The following is a 19,068-nucleotide window of genomic DNA, read 5'->3' as shown; positions in this document are numbered from 1 at the left end:
CTTTCAGCCATGTCAACAAATAAACCCCGTGACGTTCAAGTTTATCCAATAGCTACAGATACAAGAATATTGCGATCGCGCAGTTGGTCAAGGCTCAGATTTGAAATTGAATATGCTCTAGCTAAGGGTACAACTGCCAATTCTTATTTAATAGAAAGCGAGAAAACTGCTATCATTGACCCTCCAGGGGAAACGTTTACGCAAATTTATTTAGAAGCTTTACAGCAGCGTTTCCATGTCGAAGAGTTAGATTATGTAATTTTGGGACATGTCAACCCCAACCGCGCTGCGACTTTAAAAGCTTTGTTGGAAATTGCCCCGCAAATCACTTTTGTTTGTTCTAATCCGGGGGCAAAAAATTTACGTGGGGCGCTGGAAAATCCAGATTTGCAAATTCTTGTCATGCGAGGCGAAGAAACTCTAGATTTGGGCAATGGGCATAATTTACAATTTATTCCTACCCCCAATCCCCGCTATGCAGATCAACTTTGCACCTACGACCCGCAAACAGAAATTCTCTACACAGATAAATTATTTGGGGCGCATGTTTGCGGTGACCAGGTATTTGATGAAGGTTGGGAAATATATAACGAAGATCGGCGCTATTATTTTGATTGCCTGATGGCTCCCCATGCCCGTCAAGTTGAAACAGCGCTGGATAAACTTGCCGATTTTCCCGTGCGAATGTATGCCAATGGACACGGGCCTTTGGTGCGCTATGGCTTAATCGACCTGACCAAAGCTTATCGGGAATGGAGTCAACAGCAAACATCTGCTGACTTGACAGTAGCGTTGATTTATGCATCAGCTTACGGGAATACAGCCACATTAGCCCAAGCGATCGCTCGTGGGATCACAAAAGCTGGCGTTGCTGTAGAATCGATTAACTGCGAATTTACTGAACCAGAAGAAATTCGGGCTGCTGTGGAAAAAGCGGGTGGTTTCATCATGGGTTCTCCTACCCTCGGCGGTCATGCACCCACACCCGTGCAAACAGCTTTAGGAATTGTGCTATCCACTGCTACTAACAATAAACTCGCTGGTGTTTTTGGTTCGTTTGGCTGGAGTGGGGAAGCGGTTGATTTAATCGAAGGTAAATTGAAAGATGCTGGCTATCGGTTTGGTTTTGACACCATCCGCGTAAAATTCAAACCCAACGATGCCACCTTACAATTGTGTGAAGAAGCTGGAACCGATTTTGCTCAAGCACTGAAAAAAGCTAGAAAAGTGCGATCGCCAAGGCAACCAGCAACAAGTGTAGAACAAGCAGTTGGTCGGATTGTCGGTTCTCTTTGTGTTCTCACAGCAAAAGAAGGCGATCGCTCCAGTGCCATGTTAGCCTCTTGGGTGGCTCAAGCCAGCTTTAGTCCCCCTGGTTTAACCATAGCTGTAGCTAAAGACCGCGCAGTAGAAACACTGACACACTCCGGCAATAAATTTGTCCTCAATATCCTCAAAGAAGGTAATCACTTGGGGTTGATGAAGCACTTCCTCAAACCCTTTGGCCCAGCACAAGACCGATTTGCAGATGTTGCCACCCAAGAAACTGAAAGCGGTTCTCCCATACTTACCGATGCATTAGCATATCTAGAATGTTCCGTACAAAACCGGATGGAATCTGGCGATCATTGGTTGGTTTATGCAACCGTTGAGAGTGGTAAAGTGCTAAATCAAGATGGTGTTACAGCCGTGCATCATCGCAAGTCGGCAACTCATTATTAATTAGCCCAACTTCCTGATAAGTACGGAATTGTTAAATCCGTCCTCTATGACCGCATAAACGGTCAGTTATCATTTCGTAGGTTAATTGGGCGGATGTCGCGGATTTTGAGGGTTCTTTTGCCGGAGGTATCGTCGTCATCAATCGTGACTAGGTATTTCACGACCGTATGGTTTGCATTTCCACCAGTAACGGTGACAACAAATGCTGAGTAACTGTTAGTGTTTGTGCCACAACCACTTCGGTCATGGAAGGTTTGATTCCATTCACCAATATGGACACCCTCGCCTCGTGGCTCATCACCACTTTGTTTAATTTCATTGAGGAGAGCTACTTTCAGTTGAGATAGCTTTGATTTTTTATCAGCAAGCATAAGTAAAAGAAACTTATCGCGATTAAACTGGTCAAGGTTGCCGCCGTTGCTGCATTTATCTTCGTAGTTGGCATCAGCTGAATCTGGGCTGGTCATCACCAGTACTGGGATCTTGGGAGACTGAGCCGCGTGCCCAGAAGTTGTCGCTAGTGCCAGAACACATAAAGTAAAAAAACCAAAGCGCATTCAATTCTCCGAGCGTGCATTAGTGTGTCCAATCAACATTAACTGCAACGGACACTAAAGGACATATATTTACCCCGTGAGGCAAAACTTGGGGCTTCGCCGGCATACACTCCAAAACCCGCTAAAGTTTTTTTAGAGAATCATAGGTGCGGTTCTGATTAGCAACTATCCGAAATTATTCATAGTTCAAGTTTTTGCATAGAAAAGGCTCAAGCATTGCTGCCTGAGCCTTTTCTAGATTCAACTAAGTTGCTTTCGCCTATTTAGCTTAGTAGCGACCACGGTTGTAGCCGCCGCCGCCACCACCGCCACCACGATTACCACCACCACCGAAGGAACCACCTCGGTCTTCTCTGGGCTTGGCCTTATTTACTTTCAGGTCACGACCCAGCCATTCAGCCCCATCAAGAGCTTCAATAGCTTTTGTTTCTTCATCTTCTGAACTCATTTCCACGAAAGCAAAGCCGCGTAAACGACCTGTTTCACGGTCAGTAGGCAACTGAACACGCTTTACAGCACCATATTCTGCAAAAACAGCACTCAGCGCATCTTGTGTAACTTCATAGGAGAGGTTACCAACGTAAATTGACATTAAATGTCTCCAAAATCATAAGTTTGTAGAGATTTAGATTTCGGAGAGAAGTCTGTAATACCAAGAGGAAAAAGCCTGTCAATACTAAAAACAAACACTGTCGCCGAATTAATTCTCATTTCACTTCCCATGATGACATGGCAACTAATTTTCTAGAGTAAAGTTTGACAAAATGTTATAAAAAGTTATATAGCAGTTAATAGTTAAGTGCTGGGTACTACCAAAACGGGTGAAGCTATAGCTGCCAGCCATACCCACCCGATAAACTAATCCTCCACTCTCTTTTCTAAATATTGACCAATCATCAACTGTTCACCAGCACGCGAGATGATGGTCTGTCTGGTGCGGTATTTGCTGCCAATTAGCTTTAACTCTTCTTCAAACACTGAACCGTTGTATTCAGTTCGCAAACACAGTGTTTTCGGGTTGGAGAAATAATACTGGGCGGTGACTGGTTTGGATATGGCAAAACCGCGATCGCGATACAAAATGTTTCCCATAGCCCCAAATATCGTTGAACCTTGCGACTCTTTCCTGGCCTTGGCCACATCAGTACTTTCCCATGTAACTGCTGCACCACAGATCAAACTGACTGTATCAGGCAAATCATGTATCTGAGCTAGGTTTTGCAATTCATCACAGCCCTGCTCTAGAAAATTGATCGTAACTATACTCTCCATCTCCTTGGTTTCTCCCTGAGGTAGGGTGTAATAGCGTCGTTGCGATCGCCACTTACCCGCTGATTCCTGGAAAAATTCCGAAATCTGGGATTCATCTGTAGTTTGGACAATTTTTAATAATGATGTCACTCGTAACTTTCCTCATTTAAGATTTGTGGCTGTAGTAGATATCGGTCTTTTCTTTGCTGTATATGCAATTGCTTGATCGAAATATTACAGCGTCAATAAAAGCAATTTATCTTTACTATTCTTAATATATCTAATTAACCGTAAAAATTACTAGGCATTTTGCTATAGTTAAGTTTTGGTATGTAAGCACAAATATAGTTATTTGATACTGCCCATTTTAGAAGTAGGGGCGTGAAAGTGCGATATCTTCAGGAAACGCAAGTCTTCTACTAAGGGCAGATTGCAATAAATTTAAAAGTATTTATACTAAATTAATAATTGCATCGTCAGCGAAAAAATTGCCTCCTCGATGTAATGAGTTAAAGTGGTGAGAATTTTTTGCGATAAAAAGTAATTTTTGATACATAATTCTGCAAGAAGATAGTTAATTGACTCTCGCCGCTTTTCATTGGTCATAATGTCTCAAAATTACTTGGTAATGCACGGCTGTTTAATCCCAAAAGCTCCCCAAATAGGAGAAAACTAAATGATTTTGGACAGAAATAAGCCGCAAAAGCAGGCGAAAATCTCACCTTTCGCAGCCGCTAACCAGGTAATTAATACCCTGTTAGATTCAGTTGTGAAGACTGATCTGGCTGTCGCAGATGTAAAGAGTAGCGTTCACACAAAGGTGTCTTCTCCTTTTGCATCAATATTATTGATTCCCTGTTTGCTGGGCGTAGGACTGCTGATGGCTTGCGGATCACTGCCCAAGGAATCGGCTGATGCAGAATCTCAAAGTCCTGGTAGTGGACAACGTGGTGGTAGTGCAACAGCTGTAGATGTGGCGATCGCTCGAACTGATTTGCTGCAAAAACAACCAGAATATACAGGTAATACAACACCCTTTCGGATTGTATCAGTGCGATCGCAGGTGGAAGCCCGGTTATTGGCTTTGAACTTAGATGTGGGCGATCCGGTAAAGCTTGGACAAAACATCGGGCAGTTAGATGAGGCCATACTTTTGACCGAATTAAAGCAAGCAGAAGCAGAACTAGCAGCCCTGAAATCAGAAGTAGCTAGGGCTACCAATCAGGTAAGCAATGCCCGTGCAAACGTTGAACGGGCACGGCTAGAAGTGGTACAAGCTCAGGCAGACTCACAACGCCAACAAAATCTATTCAAAGCTGGAGCGATCGCTGAACAAGTCGCTCAACGGGCACGTACCCAGGCGCAAACAGCCGCCCAGGCGCTGCGGGCAGCTCAAGAACAAGTCCGTACAGAACAGCAAGCCGTCGCTGCTGCTCAAGGCAGAGTATTGGCCCAACAGGCATTAGTTGCCCAAACCAAAGAACGCAGGTCTTACGCTCAACTCACATCCCCCATCACTGGCGTAGTCACACAAAAGGTGACAGAACCCGGCAATCTTCTGCAAGCAGGTAATGAAGTCTTAAAAATTGGCGATTTTAACCGTGTTAAAGTCGTCGTCCAAGTTTCGGAATTAGAACTGGCACAAATTCAAGTTGGACAGTCTGTACAAGTACGCTTAGATGCCTTCCCGGATCAAGCATTAATTGGCAAAGTTACGCGCATTTCTCCAGCAGCCGATGCCACAGCTCGCTTGATACCTGTAGAGGTAGTGATTCCCAACACTCAAGGCAAGATTGGCAGTGGACTGCTGGCGCGAGTCAATTTTGAAAACCAGACACAACAACGGGTTATAGTGCCGCAAACAGCTATTCAGAAAGCAGGCAGTAAGAACTCCAAGGGTACAGGGGAGACGCAAACAAATGTAAGGCAGGACTCTTCTCCATCTAACACATCTGGAATAACAGAGGCAAAGTCACAAGACCAAAGTGGAGCAATATTTGTCGTCAAAGACACAGAAGGCAAAACGCAGGTAACAGCACGAACCGTAATGTTGGGAAAAAGGGCTGATGGGAGAGTGGAAATTTTATCCGGTTTGCAAGCGGGAGAACGCTATGTTGTTCGTAGTGGTAAGCCGTTAAAAGAAGGTGACACTGTAAGTCTTTCAATTCTTTCAGAAAAGCAATAGTAGGGTGAGCAATAACCACCATACTAATGAAAAAAGTACTCAGTAGTCAGCACTTAGCACTTATCACTTAGGATCATGCAACAGGTAAATAATAATAATAATGGCAATGGCGGATTTAGCCTTAGTGCGATCGCTATCCGCCAACACATTGGCACACTCATGCTTACCGTGGCAGTAATTGTCATTGGGGTATTTTTTCTCACAACTATCCAAGTCGATCTGCTACCGTCAATTACTTATCCTCGAATTGGCGTTCGGCTAGAAGCCCCTGGTATTTCACCAGAAGTAGCAGTAGATGAAATCACCAGACCCTTGGAAGAAGCTTTAGCTGCAACCGAGAATGTAGTGCAAGTTTTCTCCCGCACCCGCGAAGGACAGGTAAGCCTCGATTTATACTTCCAACCAGGGGGCGATATTGACCAAGCTCTAAACGATGCAACTGCTGCTTTTAACCGAAATCGAGGACAACTACCAGATACGATAGAGGAGCCACGCTTATTCAAAGTTGATCCTTCCCAATTGCCGGTTTATGAATTGGCGCTGACCTCTGCTTCATTGCCAGGTAAAGAGTTACGCGTATTTGCTGATGAAGAGTTAACGCGTGAACTCAGTGTTGTGCCAGGGGTCGCCTCAGTTGATGTATCTGGTGGCGCTGAGGAAGAAGTACGAGTGCTTGTTGACTTAAACCGATTGCAAGCTTTGGGTGTCGGGTTAAATGATGTATTAAATGAATTAACAGCCCGTAACCAAGATACTTCTGGTGGTCGGATTCTGGGACAAAATTCTGAGCCATTGACTCGGATTGTAGGACGTTTCCAAAATGCCAAGGAAATTGAAAACCTTTCCTTGGAAGTTTCTTCTCCTGCTAGTGCTAATACCAGTAATACCACTAATACCACTACCACTACCACTACCCCTGCACCTTCCCGCCGCGTTTATTTGCGAGACTTTGCTGAGGTAATTGACGATACAGAAGAACAGCGAGTATTTGTTTATCTGAATCGTCAGCCTGCGGTGAAATTTTCAGTCCAAAAGCAGCCTGAAGCCAACACAATCACAGTTGTAGATGCTGTTAAGCGGCGAATTGAACAATTACGACAATCGGGTTTAATTCCAGCAGACATGACTTTAAGTCCCACCACAGATGAATCTGTCTTCATCCGCAATTCTTTAAATGATGTCATCTTTTCGGGGATTTCAGGGGCATTGTTAGCAGCAGCAGCTGTGTTGTTATTTTTGGGATCATTCAGGCAAACATTCATTATCAGTTTGACGATTCCGCTGTGTACTCTGGCGGCGATCGCTTTAATGAGAATATTTGGCTTGACTTTGAATGTTTTTAGTTTGGCAGGTCTGACATTAGGAGTCGGTCAAGCAATTGATACATCGGTTGTGATCTTGGAGAACATTTCCGAAAAAGCGGGGATGACTCCCAATCAAAGAGAGATGGAGGCAGGGGAGCAGGGGGGCAGAGGAGCAGAAAAGAAGGGGAGAAATTCCAAATTCTTTATAGACAGTGCGACTACTGCTTCCCAAGAAGTAGAATCTGCTTTAGTTGCTGCTACAGGTGCCAACTTAGTTTCTGTAGTGCCATTCCTCTTAATTGGCGGCTTTATTGCACTGCTATTTAATGAACTGATTTTGACAATTAGCTTCGCAGTCGCAGCATCGCTTGTGGTTGCGATTACAGTAGTGCCGATGCTGTCTTCTCGACTTTTAGGAATTCCCTGGTCTAGTCGGATTAGTGAATTTTGGCTGCTTAGACAGTTTAATCACCGATTTGAAGACGCTACGCGGGGATACGGTAACTTCTTAACCAAAGTTTTACGCTATCGGCTCCTCGTAGTAACTGCTGCTTTGCTAATTTTAGGCGGCAGTAGCTTCTTTATGTTTGGTCAAATTCCCCAAGAAATTTTACCCCGCATCAGTACTGGTCAAGCTACCTTGAGAGCGCAGTTTCCGCCCGGTACACCTTTAGCAACTTCTGAAAAAGTTATGCAAATTGTCGATGACATTTTGCTCAAACAACCAGAAACCGAGTCTGCTTTCACAACTGTGGGTGGTAATTTATTTGGCAGCAGTACTACAGAAAATCCTTTACGTGCCAGTAGTACCATCAATCTGAAACCAGGCACAGATGTCGAAGCTTTCGTCAAAAAAGTAACTCAAGAATTTAACAAACTCAACTTAGCAGGAATTCTGCTACGCCTCAATCCTGGTCAGGTGCGGGGTTTAATCTTGAGTAATTCTCCAGTGCAAGGGTCAGAAGTTGACGTGGTTCTGCAAGGTGAGAACGAAGAAAACTTAACGCAAGCAGGCGCTCAAGTACTGCAAGCATTACAAGAAAGGGCAAAATTAGCGACATTCCGACCAGATGCCGACCCCCGACAACCGGAAATCCAAATTCGCCCCGACTGGGAAAGGGTTTCGGCTTTAGGGTTGAGCGCCGGGCAAATTGGTGCAACAGTTCAAACAGCAATTGAAGGTTCAGTTCCTACGCAAATTCAACGCGGTAATCGTTTAGTTGACGTGCGGGTGCAGCTAAATAAACAAGCCATCCAGCGTCCTTCCCAGCTAGAGCAATTACCGCTATTTACAGAAAACAATCAACTAATCCGCCTTTCAGATGTGGCGAAGATTCAAGAAGGTCAAGCACCTGGTGAGGTGCAACGGATTAATCAGCGCCAAGCTTTTATTGTGGCAGGTAATCTCAGTGAGGGAGCTAGTCTTGGTGAAGCGATCGCAGAAGTCAACGAGGTACTCAAGGATGTAGACTTACCTGATGGCGTTTCAATTGTGCCTAGTTCTGCCCAAGAAACTAATCAGCAACTTCAGGATGCTTTAAAAACTTTGGGGGCGTTGGCAACGTTTTTAATCTTTGTAGTTATGGCGGTGCAATACAATTCGCTGATTGACCCATTGGTAATTATGTTCACCGTACCACTGGCGTTAGCTGGGGGAATTTTTGGACTTTACATTACCAAAACTGCAATTGGCGCAACTGTAATTGTTGGTGTCGTGCTGCTGGTGGGAATTGTCGTGAACGCAGGGATTCTAATGGTAGAACTGGCAAACCAAATTCGGGAAGAAGAAGGTTGTACTCGCCAAATTGCGATCATGAAAGCTGCTCCTCAACGCTTGCGCCCAATTATCATGACCACAGTCACCACTATCTTGGGACTGTTTCCTTTAGCGTTGGGCATTGGCGAAGGTTCTGAATTTTTGCAGCCTTTAGGAATTGTAGTTTTCTTCGGGATGGCGATCGCAACAATGCTGACATTATTTATCATCCCCTGTTTTTATATCCTGCTGCACGATTTGCTAGGTGGGAATTGGGCGAAGCCAGTGTTTATCCGGTTACGTAGATTTACGAAAAAATTTATTTGAATCCCTGATAGGGATTAACGCAAAACAGTGTACAGAGTTTATCAATTACTCAAAACAAAAACCTCACCCTGTCCTGACGGACATCCCTCTCCTTACTAAGGAGAGGGACAGGTTTCGCGTAGCATAACCAGGGTGAGGTTTCTTTGGGCTATTCGCATAAACTCTGTGTACACGTAGGTAGGGAAAGGGGGAGAAGGAAGAACACCTTATTTAAAATAGTTCAGGACTTACGCAAAATCATGAAAAAACGAACCGCAAAGGACGCAAAGGACACAAAGGAATAAGGTTTCAGAGAGTTATTGCGTAAGTCCTATAGTTATTAAACAATGCCAAGCCGTTTACTTACTTTAAAGTAAAGCTTGTAGCGTCGTTAACTAGCTAATGTCTGGTCTATAATCTCCTTAAATCTCTCAATCACGTTCTTTCGTATCAACTTAAAATCTGAATTTTCTATTTTATTTTCAGCTTGGTCTGTGCCATCAATATTGAATTTACCGTAATAAACCCCTACAGGAAAATGCAATGGACTACCATTCAAACCTTTCTTAAGGAAAAGAATGTATTTCGCATTTTTGACTAGCGGTTGGTAATCGTCAAGTACCTGAAGGGAGCTTTTAGCGGTGATTCTGTCTGCAACTATAGCTGCTTGTTGTCCGATCAATAGCGTGTCAGAATATGACGCACCTTTCAGCACACGTTGTACTTGAAATTCAGTTTGGGAGATCGCTTCAGTAACGTAACCCTCAAAATCACGTTGAATCAAAGGTGTACTTTCCGTGATCGATTGTGTTGGTTTTCCAATAGCGATAATATCTGATTTTGCAATTAAATCCTCTACATCTTTTGGTACAATAATACTCCCCTCTGTTCTTGTAACTGTCAAACCCTCAACAATTTCAATATTTGCAGATACTTTTTCGGTACTTTGTGCAAAGGAATTGGTTCTATTGTTTCCAGTAACTAGACCAGCCCCAAAGACCGCGATCGCTGCAATAGTTGTAAAATAAATTCTCTTTTTCATCAGTTCCCCATTTCGCTTTATCGTATGCCTATACACTGAGGAGCTAAATCAATTTTCTCAACTCACATATTGCCAAATTTGTCAACCTATAACTTCTAATTTAGACTTTTTATAAAGATTGCGTGAAATTACTAGTTATCGTGATAAAGCATTACAAGAATTGCTTTATAAATCAACCTATGAGTAAATCTAAACTCAGTAAACAGGCACATATTAACCACTATTTATCCAGCAGGTAGATAGCAGTTTCAAAGTGAGTTTTGCTGTTTGATTTAACCTATGCGGTATCGCATTCTCTCAATCAATATGAAGAGGACACAAATATGACTACAATAGCAACCAAAATAGCCTTGTCTGTTCTAGGAGCAGCAGGAATTAGTTTTTTATCTTTGACACCAGCCAGAGCCTTCATCTTGGTAGAACCGATTGTGACGACTAAAAATCAAGATATACTCGACACGAAAAAGCCAAGAACCCTTGGGCCAGAATATCAACCAGGACAAATAGTAGAATATGGTGTCCCAGATGTAGCTAATAACTTTCTCAATGCCACCGGGTACGATATAAATAGCTTGGTCTTTGATTTAAAAACGCTGTCCTATAGTAATCAGAATTCTACTCCACCATTTGATAATGAACCAGTGCAGTGGGGAGATGTTAATGGAGATGGCAAGATTGGTTACTCCAATAACCCTGAACTAAAGAATATTTTTACAGACATTACTGTCAAAGATAACATCATCACTTTTAGTGGTGGCGTAATCCCAAACGGAACCCTGTTTTACAATCCATTCGCTACCCTACCTAATCTAGCGCCAGGTGCTGGAATCATTCCATCAGTGCCACCAGAGAAAGCGGATAAAGATGGGCCGATCAGAGTGGCTAGTTATTATACCGCTGTTCCTGAATCAACTAGCGTTTTGAGTGTACTGCTCTTTGGCGCTTTAGGCGTAGCTTTAAAACTAAAGCGATCGCTGCACTGTTAACACTGTTACGGGGGACTGAAGACTAGTAAAACATAACTGACAATCACCAATGCCCAATGCCCTCACTCTGTAATTAATTCACGATACACTGCCAGTGTTTCCTGATGGACGCGGGCAACACTCAGCCACTGTAGGTTTTGATTTGCCCGCTGTTTCCACTCATGCAACATATCGGCATTGCTCAGTAATTGCACTAAAACCCCAGCCAAAGCATTGCTATCTTTTGCTGGGACTAAAAGACCTGCTTGCCCATTGTCCAAAGCTTCAGGAATCCCGTCTACCTGAGTGCCAATGATCGCAGTTCCAGCTTCCCTAGCTTCGGAAAGTACCAGGGGGCAAGGGTCACGGTGAGAAGCCAACACAAATATGTCACAAGAGATGAGATAGCGTTGAGGTTCCGGCTGGAAGCCTTCAAAATGAATGCGTTCTTTTACAGAAGTTGCTTGTGCCTGTGCCTCAAATAGCTGTTTATCAGGGCCATTTCCTACCAAATAAAGGTGCGCTTGGGGAAAATCTGAGGCAATTTGTTCAAAGGCAGCGATTAACTCAGCAATTCCCTTGCGTTGATACATCCCGGCTACGGTAGCGATCGCTGGACGTTGTAACGCTAAAGGTTGATAATCTTGTATTTGTCGGGTGCGGGGACTACCCAAAGTTCCGTTACATACTACCCGCAACTTATTTTCTGAAATACCGCGCCTTGCCATAGATATTCGTACAGCTTTGCTAACGGCAATTACCCTGTCAGCTAAACCCATCAGCAGGCTAGAACGCTGAAATTCGTTGTGGACTGTAGAAACTAAAGCATATTTATGCCCTTTAAAAATGCGTGCTAGTATAACTCCCGTCATCATATGTGCATGAACAATATCCGGCTGAAATTCTGCTGCGATCGCTCGGTAACGCCGAGCTGCTTTGATAATACTTATCGGTTTCCTAGTTTGGTCTAGTTGGTAGTGTTTGACACCATATGTATTTAGTAATTTCTCATATTCACCACTAGCAGAAATAACCGCTACCTCATGACCAGATTTTGCTTGTAAACAAGCCAGATCCACAGCCACATTCACAATACCGTTACCTATTTCTTGAACGTGGTTCAAAATATGTATGATTCGCATAATTTTTGAGATATGTATAAAAAATCGAGATAAGTAACTGGGTGTAAATCAATATAATTATTGAGGTCTTCAGCGACAACTCAAGAGTAGTCAGTAGTACGTAAAATTGACCACTTGCTACTGACTAAGAGCGCTTATAACCAGTTACTTAGCTTAAAGACTTATTCAGTAACGGCTCGATAAATCGGGGTAAAACTCCAAAATTCGGAAGACCAAATCTGCTACTTGAGCCGTTACAGCTTTATTTCCGATTCCCCAATAGCTACGACCAGCATGAGCCAATACCCTAGCATCGTAGTCTACAAATATGGATACGATTCAACACAGCGAGTGCCAAAGCCTTTTTCAGTTCCGAGTCTTCTTAGGTTGAAGCAAGCTATGCTTACCATCTTTTGAGGGAACTCAGCGGCACTAGAAGGAACTTTAGCAATTTAGTCAAATTACATCCTTTTCTGGCTTTACAAAAACCGCAACTTAGGTGACGATAAGAAAGAAGGAAATTAATAGTAATAAATAGTTCATTATTACTGTTAAAAGTTGTGTGAAAACCCGGTTATGACAAAGCTTCAGTCAGGTTTAGATCAACTCTTAACCTTAGTTTGAAGTAACAAAATGGCAACGTTACACACTCCACACTTCCAATTAAATTCCATAATTACCACCTCATATACGCATAGCCTCGTCTTCATCGACACGGCGGTTGAAGACTATCAAAGTTTAGTTAACGGTGTTATCCCCGACACCGAAGTACTCTTTGTTGACTCTACACAAAACGGTGTTGAGCAAATTACGGAGATTTTGGCAACTCGTGCTGACCAGAATCTTAGCAGCATTCACATAGTTTGCCACGGTGCCCCCGGTAGCTTGCAACTGGGCAATACTCACTTGGGACTCGATACCCTCGAATACCATAGCCAGCAACTGCAACAATGGCAGAAGATATTTTCCGCCTCCTCCAAAACCGATAAACCATTGGTGACATCCGCTACAAAATCTGTAGCCAACTTACTCATCTATGGTTGCAACGTAGCTGACGGTGATCTGGGGGCAGAATTTATTGCCAAACTGCACCAACTCACAGGAGCAAATATTGCTGCTTCGCGTCAGCGGATAGGCAATGCAGCATTAGGCGGTAACTGGGAGTTAGAAGTTCACACCGCTGAGATGTCAGTAAATCTTGCGTTTGCAGAAACGACGCGAGAAGCTTACCCAGGAGTACTAGCAACGTTCACGGTGAATAATAGTGGAGACACAGATGATGGTAATGCGAACAACGGCATCACTACTCTCCGGGAAGCAATTAACTTAGCCAATGCTACTGCTGGGGATGACACCATTACCTTTGGGGGAGTGTTCAACGATACAACACCAGATATCATTACCCTCACCTCTGGGCAACTAACGATTACCGATGATCTGACCATCTTGGGCACTGGGGCATCGAACCTCACCGTGAATGGAAATAATGCTTCCAAGGTGTTCGAGATATCGGGAGTAGGGAGAGATGTCAGTATTGATGATTTGGCGATCGCTAGTGGCGGTATTAAAATCAATTTAAATTCTATCCTCAGCCTGACAAGAAGCAGTGTTTCTGGCAATACAGAGGAAACCGGCATCTCTAATTATGGCATCCTCAGTCTAAGGAGAAGTAGTGTCTTTAGCAATACGAAAGGCGGAATCTATAACGGTGGCATCCTTAGCCTAACGGGAAGTAGTGTCTTTGGCAATACGGGGGACTTCGGCGGCGGCATCTATAATGACAGTTCTAATGCGAACGTCGGTACTCTCAGCCTAACGGCAAGTACTGTCTCTGGCAATACGGCAAACTACGGTGGCGGCATATACAATAAGGGCGGTACTTTCAGCCTAACGGCAAGTACTGTCTCTAGCAATACAGCAAACTACTACGGTGGTGGCATCGTTAACGGAGATGATGGTGGCTATAGTGGCGGTTCAGCTACTCTAACTAACAGCACCATCTCTGGCAATACGGCCAATAACGAAGGTGGTGGCATCTTTAATGCTAGCAGCTACGTGAGAAACGACAACCTCACTCTGATTAACACCACAATTACTGACAACATAGCCGACTCAGATGGCAATGGTGTTGGCAACGGTGGGGGTGTTGCCAGTTATGGTAACCCGATGAATGTTAGTAACACCATCATAGCAGGCAACTTTGATAACTCCACTTCCGGTGATATACAACCTGATGTGTCCGGTAGCGTCACTGACTTTGGCTATAACTTGATTGGGGATAATACTGGTACTACTGAATTTACCACCAGCACGCTTGTTGGCACAAGCAAAAGCCCAATTGATCCTCTTCTGGGATCACTGCAAAATAACGGTGGTGCAACCTTTACTCATGCCTTACTTGCAGATAGCCCCGCTATTAATGTCGGCAATAATTCCTTAGTTCCTGCTGGTGTCACCACCGATGAAAGGGGCGCTGGATTTGACAGGATATCCGGCGTTACAGTTGATATTGGTTCTTATGAAGTCCAGCCTACTATAATTACGCCACCTGATAATACTGATCCCCTCGTTCCCACTATCAGCATCATCGCAACTGATAACACTGCCGATGAGAACAGTGGGAATACTGGAACCTACCGCATCAGTCGCAGTAACAGCTGTGGGGCATTAACAGTCAACTTTTCTACCAATGGCAATGCGAGTATCGCAGACTACAACTTAAGCGTGAGTGGCAACCCTGTCAGCGGCAACAGTATCGTGATTGCTGATGGGCAAAGCTATGTGGATATCACCCTGACATCTGTCAATGATATTCAGGCAGAAGCGGCAGAAAATCTTACCCTCAGCTTGGCAGCAAATTCAGCTTACCAAATCGATAATGTGAATTATACTGCCACAGCAGCGATCGCAGCCAATGATTTCGTAGTCACTAATACCAACGATTCTGGAGACAGGTCGTTGCGACAGGCTATCCTCAATGCCAATGCCTTTGCTGGGGCAGATACGATTACCTTTGCGGGCGTATTTAGTGATGCCACTCCAGATATCATCACCCTCACCTCTGGTAAATTGACGATTACCGATGATATTACCCTTTTGGGGACTGGAGCATCAAACCTCACCGTCAGCGGAAATAATGCCTCAAGCGTATTCGAGATATCAGGGACTCTTACAGATGCAAGCATTGATGGCTTGAAAATTGCTAATGCTAACGATCCCTTTGGCGGTATTTTGCTTAATAACAATACTAGCCTCAACTTGACGCAAAGCACTGTCTCTGATAATAGGGGGACAGTAGGTGGCATCTTTAACAAAGGTACTCTCAGCTTGACGGGAAGCACTGTCTCTAATAATAAGGGGTCATCATTAGGCGGAGGCATATTTAACAAAGGCAACCTCAGCCTTAGTAACAGCATTGTCTCTGGCAATAGTGCATCTACCAGTTACTCCTCTGCCAGCGGTGGTGGCATATTTAATATAGGTACTGTCACCCTGACAGGAAGCACTGTCTCTGGTAATCGGGCTTACGCCAGTGGTCTTAATCGTTATGGCCCTGACCCTTACCCGTCCTATGGCGGCGGCATCTTTAACTCTGGCTCTGGCAGCATCAGCTTGACTAATAGCACTATCTCTGGTAATCAAGCACTCTCCGGAGGTGGCATCTCTAACTCAAGCATCTTTAACATCACCAACAGTACTATCTCTGGCAATAGGGCCAGCGGAGGGAACGGTGGCGGTATCTCTAGCTCAGGCATCCTCAATCTGAACAGCACCACGATTACCAATAACACCGCAGAATACCTTTACAACTGGGGAGTCGGCACTGGTGGAGGTGTTTTTGCTGGCGGCACTGTCATCGTTGGGAACACAATCATTGCAGGCAACTTTAATAACAGGGATATCTACGGCGGTGACATCAATTCTGACGTTTCCGGCGACTTCACCGACGACGGCAACAACTTGATTGGCGACAGCACAGGTAGCACAAGCTTTACCACCAGCACCCTCGTCGGCACCAGCGCCAACCCCATTGATCCCCAACTCAGCCCCCTGCAAAATAACGGTGGTGCAACCTTGACTAATGCCTTAATTGGCGATAGTCCTGCCATTAACGCAGGTAATAATGCTCTGATTCCAGCAGGCATCACCACTGATCAACGCGGCGCTGGATTTGACAGAATATCTGAGGGTACAGTTGATATTGGTGCATTAGAGTTCAACGGGCTGAATGGAACCAATGGCGCTGATAATCTGGTGGGCAACAACTATCCTGACATAATTAACGCTCAAGCCGGGAACGATACCATTACAGGTAATCAAGACAACGACATCCTAACTGGTGGCGGTGGCAAAGATAAATTTGCTTACAATTTAGGTGACGGTGTTGATACCATCACCGATTTCGGTGGACTAGGTAAAGGCTCAAATTCCTCGGCAGCAATCATTGGCGAATTGGATACCCTGAAATTCCAAGGTGCTGCATTGACACCCCGAAATCTGCTACTCACCCAGAATGGTAATAATCTGGAACTCAGTTTTGAAGGGGTGGCTGATGACAAAGTTATCCTGCAAAACTTCCCCCTGGAAAACCTAGATAACCTCTCCACCATCGGCAATATCCTATTTGATGGGCAAACCTACATTCGTGACAGCTTTGATGTCTTTAATGCCAACTCCACCCAAAGCAGCATATTCAACAAAAACACAGTTACCTTTCTCAATGACCTGAACAATAATGTCAATGGCTTTGACAACTCAGATGATGTCATTAATGGTCAGGGGGGTGATGACCGCATCGACGGCAAAAGTGGCAACGACCTGCTACGCGGTGGTGCAGGTAATAATACCCTGCTTGGTGGTGCTGGCAATGATACCCTGCTTGGTGGTGCAGGTAACGATAGTCTCATAGGCGGTGCTGGCAACGACATCCTCTTTGCTGGTTATTATAATGATACCTTGACTGGCGGTAGCGGCAATGACCAGTTCGTATACCCAGCCCAAGCCTCTAGCTTTAATAATAGGATTACTGATTTTAATCAGAGGGAGGATAAGTTGGTTCTTACTGACGCGCTTAAGAGTCGGGGCTACACTGGCAGCAATTCCATCTTAGATGGCTACCTAGAGTTTGTGCAATCGGGTACTTCTACAGAAGTTAATTACCATTTCCCTAATAGTTATTCTGAAACCTTGGCGACTTTGAATAATTTCACCGCGATAAATCTGGTAGTTGGTAGTAACGTCCTCGTCTAGCGCTCAGATTGAGGGTAGTATGACACGAATCCAGATGCCAGTACCAAATTGCATAGATTCATAGTGGTGAATTGACCAATAGTGAGGACTAAAGTCCTCACTAAAAAATAAATTTTTTATTCTGGGTATTTTGCCGTACATCTTATGATTCAATCAATACAAGTTTACGAACCTCAGAATTTTGTCCCTGAGAGCGGCGTGATGAGACAGCAGTTAGCAAAAACTTCCAAGACTGAGGAGAAAGTACAGACGGATCTATCATTGAAAGAAAACTTTTGATATTTTTTTGCTTCAGTGCTACTAAAAGCCAATGGAGTTTCAGGTAATTTTTTATATCCTGAAAGACGGGAATCTTTGAGCGATGTTGGTCATTTATCAAAGAGTAAATTTTCTCCTTCATCAAAATATTTGTCGCCAACCGCCGAGACAAAGAAAACTTTTGATTATATGCACCCGGCCAAATAGTGCGGTAAGCAAGACACTGGTTGAAGAAAATAGCATCACCAAACTGAGCAATCCGAATCCAGGAATCGATGTCATCACAATTAGCATCGAGTGTGGAGTCCCAACCACCAGTTTGCAGGAAAGTATCACGCTGGCAAGCTACTTGTACAGGTGTGCCAAAGGGTACAAGCTCTAAGAGCATACCATAGTGAATATCGGCTTGTGGGACATAAAAAGCTAAACCAGGGCCAACTTGGGGGGTGCGACTGAGTTCAACTTCATTACCATCCACCTGAGCCGCCACACAAGAGCAGATTACAGCATCGGGACGAAGTGCGATCGCCTTCGCCATCTCTTCTATACAGTTGGGTGCTAAATAGTCGTCATCATCTAAAAATTTAATCCAGTCGCCGCTAGCTTTGGCAACTCCAGCATTTACGGTTGCTGCATGACCAAGGTTCACTTCGTTCCGATGGTAAACAATCTTGTCCCCTAAGGTTTTGACATATGTTTGGGTGTCATCAGATGAACAGTCGTCAGTAACAACCACCTCGCACTCGATTGTTTGGTTCCGAGCCGAGTCAATTGCTCTTTGCAGTAAGTTCAAGCGATTATAGGTACTGATGACGACGCTAAATTTCATAAATTTCACCCCTGTGGTACAGCATTCTGCAATATAGCTTTGATCTCTAGGCTGTTGTATCAGTAAAATTATCAATCACAACAAGTAGACTGAAATAGGATTATCGATTTATGATTGATGATTGGGAGTTTTTTGTAAGCAGACGGAAAGACTATGAACGCTCAAGAGATTATCCGCTCCATTGAAGCGGAACAGAAAAAATCGAATTTGCCTGACATTTATGTGGGCGACACAGTAAAAGTCGGAGTGAAAATCAAGGAAGGCGAAAAGTACCGTGTACAACCCTACGAGGGAGTAGTGATTGCCATGCGGAATGGTGGCATCAACGAAACTATTACAGTCCGTAAGGTTTTTCAAGGCGTGGGCGTTGAGCGGGTGTTTCTGTTGCATTCTCCCCGGATTGACAGCATCAAGGTATTACGCCGCGGTAAGGTACGCCGTGCTAAACTGTATTATCTCCGCGATCGCGTAGGTAAGGCAACCCGGATCAAGCAACGGTTTGACCGCCCTTTGTGATTCGTC

Annotated in this window: 13 protein-coding genes; 6 read left to right on the top strand and 7 right to left on the bottom strand. The window is 44.3% G+C overall.

Translation table 11 applies throughout. The features are described from left to right. Positions 1-9: 9 nt before the first annotated feature. Positions 10-1,722 (top strand): diflavin flavoprotein, encoded by a 1,713-nt coding sequence (locus tag Q0541_RS32890; protein ID WP_298920998.1) that lies wholly within the window; start codon positions 10-12, stop codon positions 1,720-1,722. Positions 1,723-1,784: 62 nt separating this feature from the next. On the opposite strand, the gene Q0541_RS32885 is transcribed toward Q0541_RS32890, so the two are convergent. From Q0541_RS32885 to Q0541_RS32870, 4 genes are all read right to left on the bottom strand, one after another. Continuing rightward, a complete protein-coding gene (locus Q0541_RS32885; RefSeq protein ID WP_298920996.1) occupies positions 1,785-2,279 on the bottom strand; it encodes a hypothetical protein in 495 nt (164 codons plus the stop codon). 268 nt (positions 2,280-2,547) lie between these two features. Next, positions 2,548-2,871 carry an RNA-binding protein gene (locus Q0541_RS32880; protein ID WP_298920994.1) on the bottom strand — a complete coding sequence of 108 codons (324 nt, stop codon included), beginning with the start codon at positions 2,869-2,871 and terminating at the stop codon, positions 2,548-2,550. 266 nt (positions 2,872-3,137) lie between these two features. Beyond that, positions 3,138-3,680 (bottom strand): phycobiliprotein lyase, encoded by a 543-nt coding sequence (locus tag Q0541_RS32875; RefSeq protein ID WP_298920992.1) that lies wholly within the window; start codon positions 3,678-3,680, stop codon positions 3,138-3,140. Positions 3,681-3,986: 306 nt separating this feature from the next. Continuing rightward, positions 3,987-4,136, bottom strand: a complete 150-nt coding sequence (locus Q0541_RS32870; protein ID WP_298920989.1) for a hypothetical protein — start codon at positions 4,134-4,136, stop codon at positions 3,987-3,989. A gap of 70 nt (positions 4,137-4,206) precedes the next feature. On the opposite strand from Q0541_RS32870, the gene Q0541_RS32865 reads away from it, so the two are divergent. Together Q0541_RS32865 and Q0541_RS32860 are read left to right on the top strand one after the other, a co-directional pair. Next, entirely contained in the window at positions 4,207-5,715 is a 1,509-nt protein-coding gene (locus Q0541_RS32865) for an efflux RND transporter periplasmic adaptor subunit (RefSeq protein WP_298920986.1), read from the top strand. Positions 5,716-5,790: 75 nt separating this feature from the next. Then, positions 5,791-9,102 carry an efflux RND transporter permease subunit gene (locus Q0541_RS32860; protein WP_298920984.1) on the top strand — a complete coding sequence of 1,104 codons (3,312 nt, stop codon included), beginning with the start codon at positions 5,791-5,793 and terminating at the stop codon, positions 9,100-9,102. Between the two features lie 370 nt (positions 9,103-9,472). Here the strand turns inward: Q0541_RS32860 and Q0541_RS32855 are convergent, their stop codons facing one another. Beyond that, on the bottom strand, positions 9,473-10,123 hold the full coding sequence (locus Q0541_RS32855; protein ID WP_298920982.1) for a hypothetical protein: 651 nt from the start codon (positions 10,121-10,123) through the stop codon (positions 9,473-9,475). Positions 10,124-10,446: 323 nt separating this feature from the next. Here Q0541_RS32855 and Q0541_RS32850 point away from each other — a divergent pair, with 323 nt between their 5' ends. Then, entirely contained in the window at positions 10,447-11,109 is a 663-nt protein-coding gene (locus Q0541_RS32850; RefSeq protein WP_298920980.1) for a hypothetical protein, read from the top strand. A 62-nt stretch (positions 11,110-11,171) separates the two neighbouring features. Here the strand turns inward: Q0541_RS32850 and Q0541_RS32845 are convergent, their stop codons facing one another. Continuing rightward, a complete protein-coding gene (locus Q0541_RS32845) occupies positions 11,172-12,230 on the bottom strand; it encodes a glycosyltransferase family 4 protein (protein ID WP_298920978.1) in 1,059 nt (352 codons plus the stop codon). A 612-nt stretch (positions 12,231-12,842) separates the two neighbouring features. Between Q0541_RS32845 and Q0541_RS32840 the strand changes: the two genes are divergently transcribed. After that, positions 12,843-17,459 (top strand): DUF4347 domain-containing protein, encoded by a 4,617-nt coding sequence (locus Q0541_RS32840; protein ID WP_298920976.1) that lies wholly within the window; start codon positions 12,843-12,845, stop codon positions 17,457-17,459. Between the two features lie 142 nt (positions 17,460-17,601). Here Q0541_RS32840 and Q0541_RS32835 read toward each other — a convergent pair whose 3' ends face one another. Then, positions 17,602-18,546 (bottom strand): glycosyltransferase family 2 protein, encoded by a 945-nt coding sequence (locus Q0541_RS32835; RefSeq protein ID WP_298920974.1) that lies wholly within the window; start codon positions 18,544-18,546, stop codon positions 17,602-17,604. Between the two features lie 153 nt (positions 18,547-18,699). Here Q0541_RS32835 and rplS point away from each other — a divergent pair, with 153 nt between their 5' ends. After that, on the top strand, positions 18,700-19,062 hold the full coding sequence (gene rplS / locus Q0541_RS32830; protein ID WP_298920971.1) for a 50S ribosomal protein L19: 363 nt from the start codon (positions 18,700-18,702) through the stop codon (positions 19,060-19,062). Positions 19,063-19,068 lie beyond the last annotated feature (6 nt).

It is taken from the genome of uncultured Nostoc sp. (assembly GCF_937863485.1).
Classification (GTDB): Bacteria; Cyanobacteriota; Cyanobacteriia; order Cyanobacteriales; family Nostocaceae; genus Nostoc.
Note: the sequence above shows the minus strand (reverse complement) of the source record. Positions and strands in the feature narration are given on the sequence as shown.

Coding starts and splice junctions, on each gene's coding strand:
- Q0541_RS32890 (WP_298920998.1), top strand. CDS start 10: ATGTCAACAAATAAACCCCGTGACGTTCAAGTTTATCCAATAGCTACA.
- Q0541_RS32885 (WP_298920996.1), bottom strand. CDS start 2,279: ATGCGCTTTGGTTTTTTTACTTTATGTGTTCTGGCACTAGCGACAACT.
- Q0541_RS32880 (WP_298920994.1), bottom strand. CDS start 2,871: ATGTCAATTTACGTTGGTAACCTCTCCTATGAAGTTACACAAGATGCG.
- Q0541_RS32870 (WP_298920989.1), bottom strand. CDS start 4,136: ATGACCAATGAAAAGCGGCGAGAGTCAATTAACTATCTTCTTGCAGAA.
- Q0541_RS32865 (WP_298920986.1), top strand. CDS start 4,207: ATGATTTTGGACAGAAATAAGCCGCAAAAGCAGGCGAAAATCTCACCT.
- Q0541_RS32860 (WP_298920984.1), top strand. CDS start 5,791: ATGCAACAGGTAAATAATAATAATAATGGCAATGGCGGATTTAGCCTT.
- Q0541_RS32855 (WP_298920982.1), bottom strand. CDS start 10,123: ATGAAAAAGAGAATTTATTTTACAACTATTGCAGCGATCGCGGTCTTT.
- Q0541_RS32850 (WP_298920980.1), top strand. CDS start 10,447: ATGACTACAATAGCAACCAAAATAGCCTTGTCTGTTCTAGGAGCAGCA.
- Q0541_RS32845 (WP_298920978.1), bottom strand. CDS start 12,230: ATGCGAATCATACATATTTTGAACCACGTTCAAGAAATAGGTAACGGT.
- Q0541_RS32840 (WP_298920976.1), top strand. CDS start 12,843: ATGGCAACGTTACACACTCCACACTTCCAATTAAATTCCATAATTACC.
- Q0541_RS32835 (WP_298920974.1), bottom strand. CDS start 18,546: ATGAAATTTAGCGTCGTCATCAGTACCTATAATCGCTTGAACTTACTG.
- rplS (WP_298920971.1), top strand. CDS start 18,700: ATGAACGCTCAAGAGATTATCCGCTCCATTGAAGCGGAACAGAAAAAA.